The sequence below is a fragment of the Rothia similimucilaginosa genome (assembly GCF_029850875.1).
GTDB lineage: Bacteria > Actinomycetota > Actinomycetes > Actinomycetales > Micrococcaceae > Rothia.
In genome coordinates this window covers 156,165-176,181 of record NZ_JAOVAM010000003.1, presented here as the reverse complement: position 1 = coordinate 176,181, position 20,017 = coordinate 156,165, and the positions used below count along the sequence as shown (strand labels likewise).

Below are 20,017 nucleotides of genomic sequence, written 5' to 3'. Positions count from 1 at the left end.
TCATAAAAGTGTTCCGGTTCATATCAAACTAGAGATATCATCAACAGCGAGAGAAGGACAGGCAATGAAAAATTTTAGTAAGTCAATCGTAAGTTGTATTTCTGCGACTGTGGCGATAGGTATATCTGGGGTGGTGAGCTATCCTGCTCACGCAGAATCCACTGCTCCACAGAGCGTCTCATCTGTTTCACCTACTTTAGGTAGCTTTTCTGCAAACTCAAATGAAACGGGCGAAGCATATGCGAATCTCGTGGATACCTTAAAATATGAATTCACATTTGATCGCGATGGAAATCTAGCCCTGAAGTCCTCTATGCGGGATCTTGCTAAAAAATACTCACTGACTGATGTAGAAGTTTCTCAGCTCGATACCCTACTGAATACAGCAAATACATCTACGGGCAGCGTGGCTCAAAGCATTTCCACTGCTCCTAGAGCTGTAGTGGCGGGAGACCGTGGAGATGGCGCGCGAATTTTGTACATCGACAATGCCACCCTAACTACGGGTACAGCGTCCATGTTGTTCGCAGCTGCTCAGGTTAGCCCTGCTGCCCTCATGGCCGCTTGGACAGCCTTTACTGCCACTTTTAGTGGCCCCATCGCGATAGGTTCCTCAGTTCTGGGGGCGCTGTTCTTCGGCGACCTAGCCGCAAAAATTGTCGGAGCCGGTATAGAAGGACGTGGAATCGCGTTCTACGCAGATTGGGGTATACCACCGCTGAAAGCAAAAATTGAATAAATATCTGAGGTGATTAAGTTGGTCGACACTAGATACATACCGGTACCTGAATTATGTTTCGCAGGTTATTCTTTCTATTATTTTACATCTTCGCATGATTCAATGTTTTATAATGTTGCCGGTATTTTAATTCTTTGTGGATTTGTTGGATACTCTGCATATCGTGCAAATAAGAACTACGTACAACCTGCGGCATCCTTCATAAAATCCGTATTTTTTATGTTGGCTGTGGTAATTTTACAAGTGTATTGGCTTGACCCTTTGGCTCAGGTTGTAGTTCTACTTATGAGTATCCTGTACGCTTTTGTTTTCTATAAGCAACAGCCGAAATAAGCATCCTTGGAGTTCTAAAACACCTAGCATCACGAGAACCTGCCAATGTTCAGGTTCTCGTGATGTTTTGTATTGGTACCGTTTAGTGACACTTTGGAAAAGTAGCGCTCCGCGAGAGTGCTGATGAAGTCAAAGGGCTACAAGAGCGGGTGCTAGAGAGGCAGCTGATAAGCATAAAAGACCCCCGGTCTGCTCCATAAGGAGCAGACCGGGGGTCTTTCTTTATGCTGCTACGAGGTGGGGCGGGTGCCACTTAGCCCTGCGCCGCCTCAGACTGCTGTGCCGCCTCAAGCTTGGCGATCCAGGTGCGTGCCGCCTCCCAGAGCTGCGGGTCATTGAACGAATCGAAGCGCCCAAAACCGGCCGGTGTCTTTGCCGGGTCGGTGCCTTCCGGCACGTAAATCATGACCTTCGTACCGGCGTCACGTGCCGCCTGCGCGCCCGCGGGGGAGTCCTCGAACGCCAGCGCCTCGTGACCTTCAAAGCCGAGGCGACGTGCCGCCTCCAGGTACATGTCCGGGGCGGGCTTACCGGCCGGAACGTCGTTGCTGCTGACCCAGGTGCGCACCAGCGGGGCGTAACCGTAGCTTTCCATCTTCAGGGTCAGAATGTTCGCGGTGGAGTTCGACGCCACCGCAACCGGCATGTGCTCGCTCAGGAAGCCCAGGAACTTCTGTGCACCCTCAATCAGGTCCACGCCGGAGCTGATGACCTCGTGCTCGGTGGTGAGCAGGTCCTTCATCACGCGTTCATGGTGTTCGGCGTACTCTGCGGAGGCGGTGTCCGGCTTCTGGCCGTTCTGCGCCTCGTAGGAGAGCAGTGCAAGCTCCTCGGCGACATCGGCTGCTGCCAGGCCGGTGAGGCGATGCTCCACCTCTTCGGTGAAGGGAACAGACCAGCGTGCGAAAAGCTCACGCTGCACATCGTTCCAGACGGTCTCGGAGTCGAGGAGGATGCCGTCGCAGTCGAAGATTGCGCAGCGGGGGAACCAATCGGAGGGTACTGTGTGTTCAAACATAATGTCAGTCTCTCACAGGGGTTTAGGCTATGGAAGCGGTGGCCCGGTGCGTGAGAAAACATGCGGGGTTGCGCCTCGCCCGCAGAACGGAAAACCAGATGAAGAAACCCTCCCGCCGCATCCAGAACGGATGCAACGGGAGGCAGAAGCTAAAACAGTTTAGAGAGCGGACACCGGCTTATGAGTCACCTGACGCATAAACGGAATGGTCGCCAGCAGGCCCGCATAGACCAGCACCAGACCCAGCGCAATAGCGCCGAAGGTCAGACCGAACATCTTCGCCAGAATCTCACCGGGAAGACCCTGAGCCGCAATCAAAGCCGTCAGCGGCAGACCCAGCAGTGCAGAAATCACGCTGATGAGCACCAGCGGACCGAAGACCACGGTCAGGCGCGAAGCCTGCAGCAGCCTCGTGGGGGTACCCATCATATTCAGCGAAGAATACAGCGAAACACGCTCGTAAATGGCGGCGCTCTGGTTCAGCACTGCGGAGAGAGTGACCAGCAGGTACGAGAAGAACAGCATCATCAGCATGCCCTGAAAGATATCCTGCATGATGGTCATGAAAGGGCCGGCAGCAGGACCGGCTTCCTTTGCGTCTTTGCTCATCTCACCTGCCAGAATCAGGATGGGGCCGAAGAAGGTCACCAAGAAGGTCGACAGCGCCACACCCGAAACCTGACGCCACGCCCCGCGCGGGGATTCCAGCACCGCACGGTAACCCAGCAGAACCGACGCCTTCTGGGTCATGCGCACACGAATCTTCGCGTACGCCCACACGAGGAAAGTACCAATCAGGTCGATAGCAATCATCATCAGCACACCCGGCAACGCAATGAAAATCGCCAGGTTCTTCATTGCGCTATCGGCACCGCCGTTCTGGAAGGGCGAGAACATGCTGAAGCCTGTGGAGGTCGATGCCAGAATCATCACGGCAATAACCAAAACAACACCGATACCCAGGGCAATGTAGCCGGCGGATCCAGCCTTCGCACGGGTACGCACACCCAGCGGGCTGATACTAACCTTCGCCAGGCCGAAGAGGGAGCTGAGAGCCGCCAGGACCATACAGCCCAGGAAGCAGTAGAAAATCACGATCACCGGCAGGAGCATATTCTCAGCACCCAGCGGAACGTTCATGAAGTGCAAAGCGCCAAAGGGGAAAATCAGCACCAGGTAAAGCAACAGACCGATGATGAAACCCACAAGAGAGTACACCAGCGCGTCCGCAACAGACAGCCCCACAATCAGGGTCGTGGAGGCACCAATCAGACGCAGGGACGCCAGACGCTCATCACGGCGGCGGGCACTCAAACGAGCAGCCGAAGCGCCCAAGGTAAAGAGCGGAACAATCAGCACCAGAGCGGCAACCCACGCCAAACCCATGTAGAGCTTCTGAATGCCCATCAGGTTGATCATTTCGTGGTCAACGTTGGCGTGCTCAAGCCACGTACTCAGCGCTTGAACACCACCGGCAACCGTCAAAAACAGTGCCGAGGAGGCGGCAAAAGCCAGCACGGGAAGAATCGCCTGCGAACTCCATAGGGTTCGCTTGGCGAGTAGAGCATAGATTTGCATTATGCACCTGCCTGAGACTGAGCGCCGAAGCTCTGAGCGTGGTTCTGGGAAGCGGGAACACCGCCCTGGTTATTGCGCTGATCGCTCACAATCTGACCATCCTGCAGATACACCACCCGGGAGCACGCCGCCGCCACGTTCGGGTCGTGAGTAACCACCAGCAGAGTCTTACCCTGCTGCGGAATCATGGTCAGCAGCAGAGCCATCACCTCACGCGCGGTCTTCGAATCCAGCGCGCCGGTCGGCTCATCCGCGAAAGTCACGGGAGCACCGTTCACCTGGGAGCGAGCAATCGCCACACGCTGAGCCTGACCACCGGACATCTCACCCATACGGCGATCCAGCATCTGCCCCAGACCCAGACGGTTCAACAGATCAGCCGAAATGGAACGCGCCTGCTGGCGGGGAACACCGGCAATCATCGCGGCGAGGGAGACGTTCTCCTCCGCAGTTAGCTCGGGAACCAGCAGACCCTGCTGGAACACGAAACCAAACGAGTTAGCGCGCAGGGAGGTGCGCCCACGCTCGCTGAGGGACTCCACCGCCACCTGACCGGCTGGGCCATTAAACAGCACAGAACCGGCATCGAGCTTGATAATGCCCGAAAGCGCATGCAACAGGGTGGTCTTACCGGAACCGGAAGGACCCATAATCGCCACGGACTCGCCGGGGAAAATATCCAGGCTCACGTTACGCAGCACCGGGTTATTGCCGTACGACTTGTGCAGGTTACGTGCAGAAATAATCGCACCGCGCGCGAAGGGCGCCTGCTGCATCTGCTGAGGTGCCTGAGCCGGGTAGCCCTGCTGCCACTGATAGTAGCCTGCCTGACTCTGCTGGGTAGGCTGACCGGGCTGACCCTGCCGGGGATGACCTTGCTGAGCGGAATACTGACCGGCAGGCTGCGCCGCCTGCGGAGGGGTCATTGAGTACGGGTTCTGAGCCTGGAACTGCGGGTTCTGAGATTGAGGATTCTGCGTCATGACAACCTTCATTGGGTATGAACTAACGGAAGTACTCTTCTATCATCTCAGCTTCTCGGCAGCTCACCCCTCCGTCTGGGGGCTGAAAAATATGGGAAAACCCTGAAAAAATTCGCCCGACCGGGCGCTCAACCACCCCGCAGTTCATACCGCGGTATGAGTGCGCCTCAGCAGAAGGGATAAGTAAGCCGCACACCCCTTGAACTGCACTGAGGCTTTGAACTGCGCGGCGGCCTTGAACTGCATGGAGGCAGTGCCATACTAGAAGGATGACCGACGCACAGAACACCCCCATCATCACTCCGGTGCCCAACCTCGAAGCAGGAACCCGCATCATCTTCCTGCGTCACGGCCAGACCGACTGGAACATTGACCACCGCTTCCAGGGCGGCACCGACATCCCCCTCAACGACACCGGCAGGGAGCAGGTCCGAACCGCTATCGGCGCCCTGCAGCAGGTAGCAGCTGAGGGCATCACCGTGGACGCTATCGTCTCCTCGCCCCTTTCTCGCGCCGTAGAAAGCGCCGAAATCGTAGCCGAAGGCCTGGGCGTACCCTACCGCGGTGCCGTTGACGGCTTCCAGGAACGTTCCTTTGGTGACCTGGAAGGCCAGATCGCTACCCGCGAGCTGATTCTCGCCTCCCGCCAGTCCAACAACGCTTTCAATGTGGAACCGAAGAAGGACTTCCTCGCCCGCTCCCTCGCGGCGCTGAACCGAGTCCGCAGCGAATACGAGGGTCAGACCGTTGTGGTCGCCGCTCACGGCATGCTGATTGCCATGACCATGACCGCCCTGGTCGCTGAACGCCACCCCGAACTGCTCAATGAGGACGGCATCTACCCGATCCCCGTGAACGCCTCCCTGACCGAGGTGCCCCTGCAGTACCTGGACGACGCAATCGACCGCCTGCTCGTGCAGCACCAGGAACCCGAGCTGAGCCCTGAAGAAGTTCCGGCGGGCGCCGAAAACACGACCCTTACCCTGATTCGCCACGGCCAAACCGACTGGAACAAGGCGAACCTGATGCAGGGCATCACCGATATTCCGCTCAACGACACTGGCCGTGAGCAGGCACGCACCACAGGCCAGAAGCTGGCCGATATGGGTCTGAAATTCACCGTGCTGGTGTCCTCTCCGCTGTCCCGCGCCCACGAGACGGCGCAGCTGGTCGGTGAGCACTTCGACCTGCAGGTGCACAAGACCTACCCCGAGCTGGTGGAACGCGCCTACGGTGCCGGTGAGGGCCTGGACATTCCCATCCCCGAACGCCGCGCCCCGGAACGCTACTACCCGAACGTGGAATCCGAGCGTGACGTGTACATTCGTGCCGTGCGTACCCTGCGCGGCATCGTGCGTGAACTCTCTGAAGCCTCGGGAGACCAGAAGATTATTGCCGTCAGCCACGGCAGCTTTATCCGCCGCGCTCTCTCCGCAGCCGCCGGTGAAGAGTGGACTGTGACCGTGCCGAATGCCGAACCGCTCACCATTGACGTGCCGGGCCTGTTTGCGTGGGACTCGACCAAGCAGTTCGATGAGGCGGGTCGCCTTGTTTGGTAACGGACAACCCGGTAGCGGTTGCTCCGGAGCTCGCGTGTGGCAGCTGATTCTCTGGCCCGTCACGGCGCTGTACTGCGCGGTGGTGGCGAGTATTGTGTTCGCGCCCGTGCACGTGGACGATAACGAGATGGGCGGCCGCATGGTGCAGTTTTTGGACACCGGCCACGCCGAAGGCTGGCTGCCCGCGTTCATCACCTATTCGAGCATCGAGCAGCTCTCGAACGTCATAATGTTCATTCCGGGCGGTTTTCTCTTTGCCCTGCTGCTCAAACCGAAGGCACGCCCCCATGTGCTGTACTTGGGGTTCCTGGTCAGCGCCTGCATTGAGACGATTCAGAGTTTCATGCCGGATCGTACAGGTGACGCGGTGGATGTGCTGATGAATGGTTTGGGTGCCCTGCTGGGCGCGGCGGGTGCTTTGGGTGTGCATCGTTGGCGTCGTGTGTGTCGCGAACGTCAAGGTAAGTAAGGTGCTGCACTCGGTGGAGGCGCTGGTTTTGAGGGTTCTTGGGGCCTGCGCCTCCACTTTTTGCCTTGTTAGGGCGCTGTGTAGGGTTTAACACTGTGCGGATGGTGGGGGAGTGAGAAAACCCAACAATTTATTAGGTCAAACAGACATAAACAGGCGGTGACCTCCGATATAGTGTGGTTTCGGTAGGGAACATTCGGGTAATATTCTGGTAAATACAGCGTTTTGTATTGACTCACCCACAAAAACCCACATAAAATCAAGTATTACCCTCACGTGTTTTGCTGGCTCACTGAAACCATGTCTCTCATGGCCATATAAGCCGAGCAGAATGCAGAAAAGAACGCACAGATTTCCTCCCACTAGCCCAAAGGAACACCAGAGTTATGTTCGCAGAAGAACGCCGTGCCGAAATTGCAAAGCTTGTTGCCTCCGCACGTCGTGTCAACGGCGCTGACCTTGCGCGTCGTTACGATGTGACCATGGAGACCGTGCGTCGTGACCTCGCCGCACTGGAAGAGGCAGGTAAGCTCCGCCGCGTCCACGGTGGTGCGGTCACCATTGAGCAGTCCACCTCCCTGGAGTCCTCCATCTCCTCCCGACAGGGCATGAACACCCCCGAGAAGCGCCGCATCGCCACCAAGGCATACCAGATGTTGCGCGACTCCGAGGCAGGCTCCATCGTCCTAGATGCAGGCTCCACCATCGAAATTCTTGCCGACCACATCGGAGCCGAGAACTTCAGCCTCAAGACTGGCAACGACCGCATCATCATCACCCACGCACTGCATATTGCAGTCAAGCTCGCCGAAGCCGAGGGCGTTACCCTTGAACTGGTTGGCGGCCAGCTGCGCAAGATGACCTGGGCTGCTGTTGGTGCACGCGCCGCAGAGCACTTCGGTACCATGCGCCCCGATATTGCTTTCATCGGTGCCAACGGCATTGAAGCCCACTTCGGCATCTCCACCCCCGGCATGAACGAAGCCATCGTCAAGACCGCAATTTGTAAGGCAGCCCGCCGTGTGGTTTTGCTTTGTGACTCCGCGAAGTTCGGTCAGGAATCCCTGGTCCGCTTCGCTGGATTTGAGGATATTGACACCCTCATTACTGATCGCGAGCCCGAAGGTGCCCTTCGCCAGGCACTCGAGGCCGCAAATGTTGAGATAGTGATTGCCTAATGATTATTACTCTGACCGCCAACCCCAGCCTGGACCGCACCATTGAACTTGGTACACCCCTGGCTCACGGTGCCGTGCAGCGTGCTGTCGGTGCCGTACAGGATCCCGGTGGTAAGGGCGTGAATATTTCCCGCGCTCTGCAGGTTTCCGGTGTGTCGACCCTCGCCATTGTGCCCGGTGAAGCCAGCGACCCGGTGCTGACCGCACTGCAGGCTGTGGACGTCGAGTTCACTAACCTGCCCACCGGTGAGCCGATTCGCTCAAACATCACCGTGGTTGATCCGGATGGTACCACCACCAAACTGAATGCCCCCGGCACTGTTTTTGATGCCGAACTGCGTCAGAAGCTGGACGAGCTGGTAGTTGAGCGTTCCAAGGGTGCCGACTGGGTGGTTCTGGCTGGTTCGTTACCTCCGGGTCTGGAGCCGACCTACTACTCCGAGCTGGTGGCGGCACTGCGCGCCTCCGGCTACGAGGGCAAGATTGCTATTGATACCTCTGAAGCGCCGCTGATTGCGACCGTTGCCGGTGAGCATAAGCCGACCCTGATTAAGCCCAACTCGGAGGAGCTGGCTCAGTTGACCGGTAGCGATAACTGGGAGGAGCTGGAGGCCAGCCCCGAGCTGACCGCCCGCACCGCCCAGAAGCTACTCGGCGACGGCATCGAATATGTGCTTGCCACCCTCGGTGGCGGCGGTGCCGTGCTGGTCACTGAGCAGGGTATCTGGCACGCTGTGCACGAGCCGATTCAGGTTCGTAGCACTGTGGGTGCCGGTGACTCGTCGCTGTCCGGTTTCTTGATTGCTCACACTCGTGGTGAGGATGCCCCCGGTTGCCTGGTTCAGGCGGTAGCTCACGGTTCGGCTGCTGCTGCCCTGCCCGGTACCCGTATGCCTTCGCTAGAGCAGACCGCTCCTGAGAAGGTTAGTGTTCGTCAGTTGCAGCTCTAATTCGGCTGTTTTCACACCTCCAGCTTTTATTCTCAGAAGGGAATATAAGCTGCGGTGCTACCTAAACAGCCACACACATACGAACACAACACACTGCACACACTTTGAACCCATATAGGGGAGAAGCACCGCACCACTGAGCGAATCCCCGCCCCAACACATACCCGAGGAGGGAATATGTCTGATCTGATTACCGCAGATCTCGTCCTGTTGGACGAGAATCTCGGTGAGACCCGATTCGACGTAATTGCCAAGCTTGCCCAGGCAGTCGTAAACGCTGGACGCGCTACCGACTTCGAGCAGCTCTACGCGGCTGCCGAGGCACGCGAATCCAAGACCGACACCGGCATCCCCGGTGGTATTGCGATTCCGCACTGCCGTAGCGCTGCCGTCACCGAGCCGACCCTGGCGATGGCACGCCCCAACCCGGCAGTTTCCTTCGGCGCAAAGGACGGCCCCGCCGACCTGATTTTCTTCATCGCTGCACCCGACGGCGCTGACCAGGCTCACCTGAAACTGCTCTCCACCCTGGCACGTTCCCTGATGAAGAAGAGCTTCACCGCGTCCTTGCGTGAAGCCTCCTCGGCTGAAGAGATTGTTGAGCTGGTCAACGGTGCGCTCGGCGTAGGCGAGAAGAAGGCAGAAGCTAAGCCCCCCGAAGCTGTCCCCGCCGCCTCCGCTCAGGAAACCCCCGCTGCTTCGGCTCCGGTGAAGAAGATTGTTGCTGTGACTGCATGCCCCACCGGTATCGCCCACACCTACATGGCTGCGGACGCCCTCAAGTACGCTGCTGAAGAGCTCGGCTACGATCTGAAGGTTGAGACCCAGGGCTCCTCGGGTAATGAGAAGCTGACCCAGGCTGATATTGACGCCGCAGACGCCGTGATTTTTGCGGTGTCTGTGAACGTGCGTGAGCGTAACCGCTTCGCGGGTAAGCCCTTTGTCGAGTCTGCCGTCAAGCGCGGTATTGACGAGCCTAAGGAAATGATTGCGGAGGCTCTAGCTGAGGCTGAGAACCCCAACGGTGCACGCGTTGCTGCTGCCGCATCCAGCGGTGAGGACAGCCCAGGCGCTACCGAAGGCGCTTGGGGCTCGCGCATCTACAAGGCTGTAATGACCGGTATCTCCTACATGATTCCGTTCGTTGCTGCCGGTGGTATTCTGGTCGCCCTGGGCTTCGTTTTCGAGGCAATTACTATGCCGAATCTCGGCGATGTGAACACCAAGGCAATTCTCGATTCGGCAACCCTGTTCAACCTCGGTGATGTGCACTGGACCCTGTACCTGGGTGCTGTTCTGCAGACCATCGGTGGTTTCGGTCTGAGCCTGATGGTTCCGGCTCTTGCCGCGTACATTGCGTACGGTTTGGCTCAGCGTCCCGGTATCGCTCCGGGTTTCATTGCCGGTTCGGTGGCTCTTGCGGTGAACGCGGGCTTCCTTGGCGGTATTGTTGGCGGTATTCTCGCCGGTCTGATTGCGTACGCTCTGGGCACCCTGAAGCTGCCTCGCTGGCTTGGCTCGATGATGCCCGTGGTCATCACCCCGCTGGTAACTTCTCTGGTTGCCGGCCTGGCGATGTACCTGCTGCTCGGTGCGCCTCTGGCTTGGGTTATGACCACCCTGCAGGATTGGCTGACCTCCATGTCTGGCGGTTCTGCTCTGCTGCTGGGTCTGATTCTGGGCGCCATGATGGCTTCTGACCTGGGCGGCCCCATCAACAAGGCTGCTTACCTATTCGCAACCGCTGGCCTGTCCTCGGGGGCGACTGTGAACCAGGAAATCATGGCTGCTGTCATTATCTCCGGTATGGTTCCGCCGCTGGCTATGGCTCTGGCAACCACTCTGCGCCCCAAGCTGTTCAACGAGAACGAGCGTGAGAACGGTAAGGCTGCGTGGCTGCTGGGTGCATCCTTCATCTCTGAGGGTGCTATTCCCTTCGCTTCGGCTGACCCGGCTCGCGTGATTCCTTCGACCATTGTTGGTGGCGCTATCGCCGGTGCAATCTCCATGGGTGCGCACGTGGCTTCTCCGGCTCCGCACGGTGGTATTTGGATTATTGGTCTGGCGCAGAACCCGCTGATGTTCCTGGTGGCTGTTGCTGCCGGTACCATTGTTTCGGCGTTGCTGTACGTGGTATTGAAGTCCCTGGGTGCCCGCTCTAAGGCATCCGTGTAAAGGCCGTATAACCTCACCTTGCATTTGATCGTCTGTTTGCGGGCGTGAGTGTGAAAAAAACACGTTACACTGTAGACAAACCACAGATAGGACATGAACTCTATGACTACCTACAAGGGCGTCGGCGTATATGCCGGCCGCGTTATTGGCCCCGTTCTTCAGATGCCTAAGCCCATCGAGGAACCCAAGGATGGTCTGCGTCTGAGCGGTGAGACCGCTGAGGCTGCGGCACAGCGCATCAAGGACGCATCGGTCCGCGTCAAGGAAGACCTGCTGGCTCGCGCAGAGAATGCAGGCCGTGACGGTAAGGCTGTTCTGAAGTCCACCTCTCAGATGGCTACCGACCGTGCACTCATCAAGAGCGCTATCAAGCTAGTTGAGGCTCAGGAGATGGCTCCCGAGCGCGCAATCTGGGAGGCCGCAACCTCCTTCGCAGACCAGATGGCTGCCCTGGGCGGCTACATGGCTGAGCGCGTCACCGACATCCACGACGTGCGTGCCCGCATCGTTGCTGAGCTGACCGGCCAGCAGGCTCCCGGCATCCCCGTTTCTGACGAGCCGTTCATCCTGGCTGCTATTGACCTGGCACCGGCTGATACCGCGACTCTGGACCCCGAGAAGGTTATTGCACTGATTACCTCTGACGGTGGACCGCAGGCACACACCGCTATTCTGGCTCGCGGCTTGGGCCTGCCCGCTATTGTGGCTGCTAAGGGCGTGACCGACATTGCTGACGGCACCATCGTCTACGTGGACTCCAACGAAGGCATCGTTGACACCGAGCCCACCGACGCTGACCGCGAAGCAGCAATCAAGTACGCAAACCGCAAGCCCGTCGCTGACTTCGACGGTCAGGGTGTGCTGGCTGACGGCACCCGCGTTGAGCTCTACGCAAACGTTGGTGACGGCAAGTCCGCTGAGAAGGCTGCAAGCCTGAAGGCTGAGGGAGTTGGCCTGCTCCGCACCGAGTTTGGCTTCCTGGGCCACGACGCTGAGCCTTCCATCGAGACTCAGGCTAAGACCTACAAGTCCGTGTTTGACGCATTCCCCGGCAAGCACATTGTGGTTCGTACCCTGGACGCTGGCGCTGACAAGCCCCTACCGTTCCTGAACGTGAACCCCGAAGAGAACCCCGCACTGGGTGTTCGTGGTTTCCGTACCGACTGGACCGTTCCGGGCGTTCTGACCCGCCAGCTGGAGGCTATTAAGGCTGCTTCGGAGAACTCCGACGCTGATATCTGGGTTATGGCTCCGATGATTTCGACCACTTCGGAGGCGCGAAACTTCGCGAACATGCTCAAGGAGATTGGCCTGCCCGTTCACGGTGTGATGGTTGAGACCCCCGCAGCTGTGATGAACGCTGAGGCTATCCTGGGCGAGGTCGACTTCGTGTCCATCGGTACCAACGACCTGACCCAGTACACCATGGCGGCTGACCGTCTGCTGGGCGACCTGGCGCACCTGAACAACCCCTGGCAGCCTGCAGTGCTGAAGATGATTAAGATGACCGTTGAGGGTGCTCAGCGTGCATCGGTCACCGCGGGTAAGAAGAAGTACGTGAGCGTCTGTGGTGAGGCTGCGGCTGACCCGGCTCTGGCTGTTGTTCTGATTGGTTTGGGTGTTGACACTCTGTCCATGAATGCTGGCGCTATCCCCGCTGTGGCTGCGGTTCTGAAGTCTGTGACCAAGGAGAAGGCACAGCAGATTGCGGCTATCGCTCTGCAGCAGATTTCTTCTGCTGAGGCGAAGGAGAGCGCACGTAAGGCTCTGCCGATTCTGGACGAGCTGGGCCTCTAAGCCTTAAAACGATTCCGTGTTCTGCCTACCGCCCCTCGACGGGGTGTGGAGGTAGTGTCCGGATCCGTAAAAATGCCGGGTGCAGGGTCTTATTTTTGCATCCGGCATTTTTGTACTTGTTAGCGTATGGCTGAACGGTACAATTTATAGAGTAAGGGCGGGTCCTGAAGCGCCCCGTTCATTTAGAATAGGTACTGATATATTTTCAGTTCCTTAATCAAAGGAGAAACATAATGGCAGAGCGCGAAGCCACTATTGCAAGCCGTGTTGGCCTGCACGCACGTCCGGCAGCTATCTTCGCTGAGGCAGCTGGCGACCTCCCCGTTGAGGTGACCATTGCTGCTAAGGGTGAGCCCGCAGATGAGGCTATGGACGCTGCATCGATTCTGTCCCTGATGTCCCTGGGCGCAAAGCACGGCGACGTTGTTGTCCTGCGCGCTGAGGGCGAAGGTGCTGAAGAGGCTCTGGACTCGCTGGTTAAGATCCTCGAGACCGACCACGACGCTGAGTAATTGACTCTCGCCTCTGAGGTCAACCCTAAGCGGTGCACTTCGGAGGCTGTGAAGGCTACAGCCTTAAAGCGTGAATATCCCGTCACTTCGGTGGCGGGATATTTCTTTATTTTATTATGAATAATTCGTATTTTATTGAGTTATGAGTGAAGGTAGATGGAAGATATTTCTTTGTATAAATCTTAATGTACATATAATATTTATTTTTCCTTGAAAATATCTCCCAAAATATTTTCTGTATACTAGAAACCTATATTTCTCTCCAGTGCAACGAAGCTATCTATTGTAGATATCGTAGAGCGCTTTTTTGCTCATATAACCGCTGGATAGAAAAGCGATATTTCTGTTTGCCAGTGCTACCACAGAATCCTGCCCTTGTTAGACTAAATAGGCACTGTCTATCTGGGAGGGACATTGGCAGAATCGAGGAACACCCCCGCGAACTCCACATCGCGGGAAGCTTCGCATGCAGGCGAAGCAAACACTGCCGCGACGGAAGGAAGCGAGCAGAATACTACCGAAGGCTACATTGCCGGTAAGCGCGGTTTTCCCCTGGTTTCACTAGACCAGGTCACCGACGAGAAATTACGCCGTGTATTGGCTCGGCAGACCCCCTCTGCGAAAACTCAGGAGGGTACCGTCGCAGCAGAAGCTGTCAGCGAAGTACTCCAAGAAGTAGCTGCGGACATGGGCATCCCCGCGCAGGAGGTAGAGCCCGCCAGCGACCCCGAGCCGAGCTCTAACAGTCACGGTGCACGCACCGTTATTGATCCCTCCCTCATACCTGTGGACGACCTGGACGCATACCGTGAGGACCCGCACCCCACCACTTCAAGCAATATGGTGACTGAGGCGGCGCTGACTCGGCCCTCCCAACCGGTACCTATGACTGGCATGATTCCGCAGGTGCCGAACTCTCACGCAGCCCGACGCTACGGTGCGGAACCTACCGCCGTGCCGAAAACTGGACCTGTCTCAATGTCCACCACCTCCGTACCGCTGGTCAACGGTGGCTCTCGCGGCCTGTTTGGGCGCGGTAGTGGTGGCCGTTGGGGTTCGCGTCGCCTCCGCTCCTTCGTGCGCGCTGAGGAGGCTGCACCGGCTGCCCCGCGCGGTGCCCAGCGGATTGCTCAGCGTCAGTTTGTGCCGACTATTCGTACCGAAGACCATGAGCGTCGTGAGGCATTCCGCCGCGAGAAGGAATACGCTCGTGACACGCTGAACTTCACCTTGCGCCTGGCAGAGGCGATGTTCCACTATGGCGCGGATGCTATGGATGTTGACTCGGCGATTATTGCGGTTTCTTCGGCGTATGGTTTGGACTCGGTTGAAGTGGATATTACAAACCAGTCGGTGACCATCAACTATACGTCGGACCCCGATATTTACATGGAGTCCCGCATCGCTAAGCGCAATGTGAACGCTGAGGAGCGCTTCACCCACACTTTGGTGCGTGTGGTGCGTTCCTCTACGGAGAACTATGAGGCACTTTCTGAGGTGTACGGACTGATTTACAAGATCACTCGCGGCGGTATGACCCTGGAAATGGCTGATTTGAAGCTGAACCAGATTACGCACCGCCCTAAGCCGTTCCCGCCTCTGGTGGTGTGGCTAGCGAATCTAGCGTGTGCTGGAACCCTGACAGCGGCGCTGGGGGCGAGTTTTGCGACGGCGTTGAGCGCTGCGATTATCTTTATTCCCGTGTATCTGCTGATTCAGTGGTTGAGTTCGATTGGTATTCCGGCGTTCTTCCGCATGGCTGCTAGTGCGGGTCTGATGACTTTCTTGGCGATTTGGCTGGGCGGTGAAGGGTCCATTCTTTCGGTGCTTCAGCGTCAAGGAGAGGCGATTTCGGCACCTCTGGTGGTGGCTGCGGGCATGATTATGTTCTTGCCGACTCCTCGTCTGGTGGGCGCCGTGCAGGATGCGATCAATGGCTTCCCGGTGACGGCTGCGGGCCGTTTTGTATCGACGGGTATGAGCTTCTTGGGCCTGGTGGTTGGTATTGCCACCGCGGTGAGTGCGATTAATATTTTCAACGGACCGACCCTGGATATTGAGCAGCTGCGTTTCGAGCCGACGACCCCGCTGGCGGCGTCTTTCTTCTTCCTGGTAGCGATTGCAACTTTTGCAATTACCTTGCAGACGAAACTGGTGAAGGTCGGTTGGCTGATGGTCATTACGGGTTGCGGTTTGGCGGCGTATTACGGCTACGAGATGTTTGCCGGGCCGAGTACTGGTCGTGGTCCGACGGCGTGTGCGGCGGTTGTGATTGGTGCGTTGAGCACGTATTTTGCCTACCGTCTGCATGTGCCTCAGGCAATTTTCTCGATTCCGGCGATTACGTTCTTGCTGCCGGGTCTGTCGTTCTTCCGTGGTATGTATTTATTGACGGTTGAGACGGATGTGATTCTGGGTCTACAGAATATGATTACGGCGGTTTCAATTGTTGTGGCGATGGCTTCGGGTGTTGCCTTGGGCAATTACACGATGCAGTACGCGCTACAGCATTTTATGACTCCGCGGAATGTGGAGCCGGCAAATTCTTAACCTTATTTTCAAGGGTATATAGTCAATATTGCATATATTGGATGTAGCGAAGGGGCGGTAGCATACGAGTTCAACTCACATGCTACCGCCCCTTCGCTACATCCATTGCGTCAGTTCTTACGCTGGATCTTTTACTGTGCCTAGCGAGCCGTCCTAGTGGACTGTCCAATCCACCGGCTCCGCACCCTGCTGCACCAGCAAAGAATTTACGGTTGAAAACGGGCGCGAACCAAAGAAACCACGATGAGCAGACAGCGGCGAAGGATGCGTCGACTCCACGCTCGGGTACGGCTGCAGCATGGGTGCGCACTTGCGCGCATCCGCGCCCCACAGTAGACCCACCAGTGGCTGGTTACGCGCCACCAACGCGCTGATAGCGCACTCGGTGATCTCCTCCCAACCCTTGCCGCGGTGCGAACCCGCATCAGACTCGCGCACCGTCAAAACCCTGTTGAGCAGCATGACACCCTCATTAGCCCAACAGGACAGGTCACCGTGATCAGCCGGGGCGATACCCAAATCATCCTGCAGCTCCTTGTAAATATTATTCAGCGAACGAGGCAGAGGCATACCACGGTGCACAGAGAACGACAGACCCATCGCATTACCCGGAGTGGGGTAGGGGTCCTGACCAATAATAAGGACCTTCACCTGGCTCATTGGGCGGCGGAACGCATTGAAAATATCGGTAGCAGGTGGGAAAGTACGGTACCCCGCCGCGTGCTCCTCACGCAGGAAAGCGCCCATGGCGTGAATCTGCTCTTGGACGGGGGCGAGTGCTGCCGCCCAATCCTCGCTCATAATGCTGCTGAGGGGCTGGTTCATGAATCTCCTGAGGCTGATGCGACCCTGACGGTAACGGGAGGGGTGCGGGATGAATGCTTCTCCTCTAGACTGAGGCTTTCTCTAGACTGAGGCTTTCTCTAGGCTAGGGTTCTCTTCTAGACTAGGGGATGACGAATACATACGCTAGAGACGCCCGCCGTGGCAGGTGAGCTACAGACAGGAGGGAATGTGTCAGAACAGGAACGTACTGAAACCGTGCAGAGCCAGGCGGAAGTAGAAAACCAGTCGGAACTGCAGAGCCAACCCGGCGGCCTGAGCCCGGTGGAGCGCCGCATCATTGATGTGGAGCGCCGCCGCTTCAAGCACCAGGGCTCAAAAGAGAAGGCGATTATCGCCGCTGGATTTACCCCGATTGCATACTATCAGCGCCTGAACGTGATGCTCGATGATGAGCGGGTATGCACCGCAGCGCCGCAGATTATCGATGTTCTGCGTGCCCGCCGAGACGCTGACTAGGGGTTTGAATTGGGGGAGCTGTGAGAGCTTTCCACCTCCTGCTTTCAGATACCGTACACCTTAAGTTCAACCAGAGATTAAACACTGTGCGGTGTCTGCCTCTTTCACAGCCGGTTGCGAGGCGTTCACGTTGGTTCTCGCTAGTTGAGCCGGTACTCTAGGTACTAGAACACCAAGACCGTACCTTCTGCAGCTGCGACTGCGCGCGCGGTAGGGCGGTACGGTACCAGCCGGTAAACAGAGACCCGTGAAATGAGGATAAATGAGCTACCCCCGCGACGAATTTGATGAGGTAGACGAAAATACCGCCCGCCGCGGAACCTACCGCGCGGTCAATGCTGACCCGGCAAAGAGCCTCAAGGGCGCTATCCCCCTGGTAGCTGCAGGTGCAGTTGGTCTGCTCATCGGCGGCGCGATGTACGTGTACGCGCCGCGCACCGCCTCCCCGCAGTACTCGGCATCCGCCGCGAAGAGTAGCTCCGCCTCCGCAAGAGCATCGGCGTCCTCCGCGCCGGCTAACGCTTCCGCATCGGCAAGCGCTACGAAGACCGGTCTGGCTGAGTCCATCTCTGTGGCAGTCTACAATGCGGCGGCTCCGGCGGGTAGCGCATCTGGTGCGGCGGCTCTGCTGACCGGTTACACCATCAGCGAGACGGCAAACTACACGGGTGTGGCACCGGCAACCAGCGTGGTCTACTACGCTGAGGGATATCAGTCGCAGGCGCAGAGTATCGCCTCGAAGCTGGGCATTACTCAGGTGCGTCAGGCAACCTCCGATGTCCAGATGGGCAACCACGAGGTCATCGTAATTCTGTCGTCGGACTACACCGGCTCTGCTACTGCATCGGAATAGGTTCAGGCGGTTGCCCGGGTGAGTCTAAGCCCGCGCCCCACTGTTTCTGCTATAACGACTTCTGCTCAACCCCATCCGCGCAATTCCACTGATGCGCCGGGTGGGGTTGATGCTTTTAACGCCCCTCATGTACTCCCGGCGGGCGCACCATTAATGCCCCTGTAGGCGGGCTTGATGAGCGCAGATTAAGCACTGGGCGATTAACCCTTCAACCTTGGGCTTAAACGTTTGCTCCATGCCGGCGCGGGTGCCACAATTGATGTAGCATTCGGGTGCTTTATGCCCTACTTTGCCCGCGCTTCCGTAACGCGGGCGTTGTGGAGGGGAAACCACCCGATTTAGATGTACCGCACCCGCAGGGGTGAAGGAAAAATCCGATCGTCCAGGAGGACACTTATGGCAAAGCTCATTGCTTTTGACGAAGAGGCACGCCGCGGCCTTGAGCGCGGTTTGAACACCCTCGCCGATGCAGTGAAGGTGACCCTTGGCCCCCGCGGCCGCAACGTTGTGCTGGAGAAGGCGTGGGGCGCCCCCACCATCACCAACGACGGTGTCTCGATCGCGAAGGAAATCGAGCTGGAGGATCCGTACGAGAAGATTGGTGCGGAGCTCGTTAAGGAAGTTGCTAAGAAGACTGACGACATCGCAGGTGACGGTACCACCACCGCTACCGTTCTGGCTCAGGCACTGGTTCGCGAGGGCCTGCGCAACGTGGCTGCTGGCGCTGACCCGCTGAGCCTCAAGCGCGGCATTGAGAAGGCTGTTGAGGCTGTGACCGAGGCTCTGCTCTCCTCCGCGAAGGAAGTTGAGACTGAGGAAGAGATCGCTGCAACCGCATCTATTTCCGCTGGCGACGCTGAGATTGGCAAGCTCATTGCTGAGGCAATGGAGAAGGTAGGCAAGGAAGGCGTCATCACCGTTGAGGACTCCAACACTTTCGGTCTGCACCTTGAACTGACTGAGGGTATGCGCTTCGACAAGGGCTTCCTATCCGGTTACTTTGTGACCGACCCGGAGCGTCAGGAAGCAGTCCTGGAGGACCCCTACATCCTGGTTGTGAACCAGAAGATTTCGAATGTTAAGGACCTTGTCCCCGTCCTGGAGAAGGTCATGCAGTCCGGCAAGCCGCTGCTGATCGTTGCTGAGGACGTTGAGGGTGAGGCTCTGGCTCTGCTGGTGCTGAACAAGATGCGGGGCTCCATCAAGTCTGTTGCTGTGAAGGCTCCGGGCTTCGGCGACCGCCGTAAGGCTCAGATGGCTGATATCGCTATCCTGACCGGCGGCCAGGTCATTACCGAAGAGGTTGGTCTGTCCCTGGACGCAGCAACCCTGGATATGCTCGGTTCCGCTCGCAAGGTCGTTGTGACCAAGGACGAGACCACCATCATCGAGGGTGCAGGCGACGCAGCAGCTATCGAGGGTCGCGTTGCTCAGATTCGCGCAGAGATCGCTAACTCCGACTCCGACTACGACCGTGAGAAGCTGCAGGAGCGCCTGGCTAAGCTCGCCGGTGGCGTTGCTGTGCTGAAGGCTGGTGCCGCAACTGAGGTTGAGCTGAAGGAGCGCAAGCACCGCATTGAGGATGCTGTGCGTAACGCTAAGGCTGCTGTTGAGGAGGGTATCGTCCCCGGTGGTGGCGTTGCTCTGATTCAGGCTGGCGTGAAGGTCTTCGACAAGCTGGAGCTGACCGGTGACGAGGCTACCGGCGCAAACATTGTGCGCGTAGCTATTGATGCACCGCTGAAGCAGATCGCTGCTAACGCTGGCCTGGAGCCGGGCGTTGTGGTTGACCGCGTTCGTTCCCTGCCTGCTGGTACCGGCCTGAACGCTGCGACCGGCGAGTACGAGGACCTGATGGCTGCTGGTATTGCTGACCCGGTGAAGGTGACCCGTTCGGCTCTGCAGAACGCTGCGTCGATTGCTGGTCTGTTCCTGACCACTGAGGCTGTTGTTGCGAACAAGCCGGAGCCCGCTGGTGCTGCTGCTCCCGGTGCGGACGCAATGGGCGGCATGATGTAATA

General features: G+C 57.8%; 16 protein-coding genes. 12 read left to right on the top strand and 4 right to left on the bottom strand.

Going from position 1 to position 20,017, the window contains the following annotated elements; all coding sequences use genetic code 11:
* The first annotated feature begins 64 nt into the window (after positions 1–64).
* On the top strand, positions 65–739 hold the full coding sequence (locus QFX05_RS03565) for a hypothetical protein (RefSeq protein ID WP_152901977.1): 675 nt from the start codon (positions 65–67) through the stop codon (positions 737–739).
* Between the two features lie 586 nt (positions 740–1,325).
* On the opposite strand, the gene QFX05_RS03560 is transcribed toward QFX05_RS03565, so the two are convergent.
* The 3 genes from QFX05_RS03560 to QFX05_RS03550 form a co-directional block, all read right to left on the bottom strand.
* On the bottom strand, positions 1,326–2,090 hold the full coding sequence (locus QFX05_RS03560) for an HAD family hydrolase (RefSeq protein WP_279740982.1): 765 nt from the start codon (positions 2,088–2,090) through the stop codon (positions 1,326–1,328).
* A gap of 159 nt (positions 2,091–2,249) precedes the next feature.
* On the bottom strand, positions 2,250–3,668 hold the full coding sequence (locus QFX05_RS03555) for an ABC transporter permease (RefSeq protein ID WP_279740981.1): 1,419 nt from the start codon (positions 3,666–3,668) through the stop codon (positions 2,250–2,252).
* Positions 3,668–4,651, bottom strand: a complete 984-nt coding sequence (locus QFX05_RS03550) for an ABC transporter ATP-binding protein (protein ID WP_279740979.1) — start codon at positions 4,649–4,651, stop codon at positions 3,668–3,670. Before QFX05_RS03550 ends, QFX05_RS03555 begins: the two co-directional genes overlap by 1 nt.
* A gap of 269 nt (positions 4,652–4,920) precedes the next feature.
* On the opposite strand from QFX05_RS03550, the gene QFX05_RS03545 reads away from it, so the two are divergent.
* From QFX05_RS03545 to QFX05_RS03510, 8 genes are all read left to right on the top strand, one after another.
* Positions 4,921–6,210 (top strand): histidine phosphatase family protein, encoded by a 1,290-nt coding sequence (locus QFX05_RS03545; RefSeq protein WP_279740977.1) that lies wholly within the window; start codon positions 4,921–4,923, stop codon positions 6,208–6,210.
* A 34-nt stretch (positions 6,211–6,244) separates the two neighbouring features.
* Positions 6,245–6,679, top strand: coding sequence for a VanZ family protein (locus tag QFX05_RS03540; protein ID WP_279740976.1), 435 nt, complete (start codon positions 6,245–6,247; stop codon positions 6,677–6,679).
* Positions 6,680–7,065: 386 nt separating this feature from the next.
* The gene (locus QFX05_RS03535) at positions 7,066–7,857 is read left to right on the top strand and encodes a DeoR/GlpR family DNA-binding transcription regulator (RefSeq protein ID WP_049357323.1); all 792 of its coding nucleotides are present in this window, start codon (positions 7,066–7,068) and stop codon (positions 7,855–7,857) included.
* Positions 7,857–8,807: a 1-phosphofructokinase family hexose kinase gene (locus QFX05_RS03530; protein WP_279740974.1), complete on the top strand. Its 951-nt coding sequence runs from the start codon at positions 7,857–7,859 to the stop codon at positions 8,805–8,807. Before QFX05_RS03535 ends, QFX05_RS03530 begins: the two co-directional genes overlap by 1 nt.
* A 177-nt stretch (positions 8,808–8,984) precedes the next feature.
* Positions 8,985–10,982: a PTS fructose transporter subunit IIABC gene (locus QFX05_RS03525; protein WP_279740972.1), complete on the top strand. Its 1,998-nt coding sequence runs from the start codon at positions 8,985–8,987 to the stop codon at positions 10,980–10,982.
* Positions 10,983–11,084: 102 nt separating this feature from the next.
* Positions 11,085–12,779 carry a phosphoenolpyruvate--protein phosphotransferase gene (ptsP, locus tag QFX05_RS03520; RefSeq protein WP_279741072.1) on the top strand — a complete coding sequence of 565 codons (1,695 nt, stop codon included), beginning with the start codon at positions 11,085–11,087 and terminating at the stop codon, positions 12,777–12,779.
* 233 nt (positions 12,780–13,012) lie between these two features.
* A complete protein-coding gene (locus QFX05_RS03515) occupies positions 13,013–13,291 on the top strand; it encodes an HPr family phosphocarrier protein (protein WP_005504506.1) in 279 nt (92 codons plus the stop codon).
* 414 nt (positions 13,292–13,705) lie between these two features.
* Positions 13,706–15,841, top strand: coding sequence for a threonine/serine exporter family protein (locus tag QFX05_RS03510; RefSeq protein ID WP_279740970.1), 2,136 nt, complete (start codon positions 13,706–13,708; stop codon positions 15,839–15,841).
* A 153-nt stretch (positions 15,842–15,994) separates the two neighbouring features.
* Here the strand turns inward: QFX05_RS03510 and QFX05_RS03505 are convergent, their stop codons facing one another.
* Positions 15,995–16,666 carry a uracil-DNA glycosylase gene (locus QFX05_RS03505; RefSeq protein WP_279740968.1) on the bottom strand — a complete coding sequence of 224 codons (672 nt, stop codon included), beginning with the start codon at positions 16,664–16,666 and terminating at the stop codon, positions 15,995–15,997.
* Between the two features lie 189 nt (positions 16,667–16,855).
* Here QFX05_RS03505 and QFX05_RS03500 point away from each other — a divergent pair, with 189 nt between their 5' ends.
* The 3 genes from QFX05_RS03500 (at position 16,856) to groL (ending at position 20,015) form a co-directional block, all read left to right on the top strand.
* Complete coding sequence (locus QFX05_RS03500; RefSeq protein ID WP_279740967.1) at positions 16,856–17,143, top strand: DUF3263 domain-containing protein; 288 nt, start codon at positions 16,856–16,858, stop codon at positions 17,141–17,143.
* Between the two features lie 262 nt (positions 17,144–17,405).
* Positions 17,406–17,996: a LytR C-terminal domain-containing protein gene (locus QFX05_RS03495; protein WP_279740966.1), complete on the top strand. Its 591-nt coding sequence runs from the start codon at positions 17,406–17,408 to the stop codon at positions 17,994–17,996.
* Positions 17,997–18,392: 396 nt separating this feature from the next.
* A complete protein-coding gene (gene groL / locus QFX05_RS03490) occupies positions 18,393–20,015 on the top strand; it encodes a chaperonin GroEL (RefSeq protein WP_049346117.1) in 1,623 nt (540 codons plus the stop codon).
* The last annotated feature ends 2 nt before the right edge of the window (positions 20,016–20,017 follow it).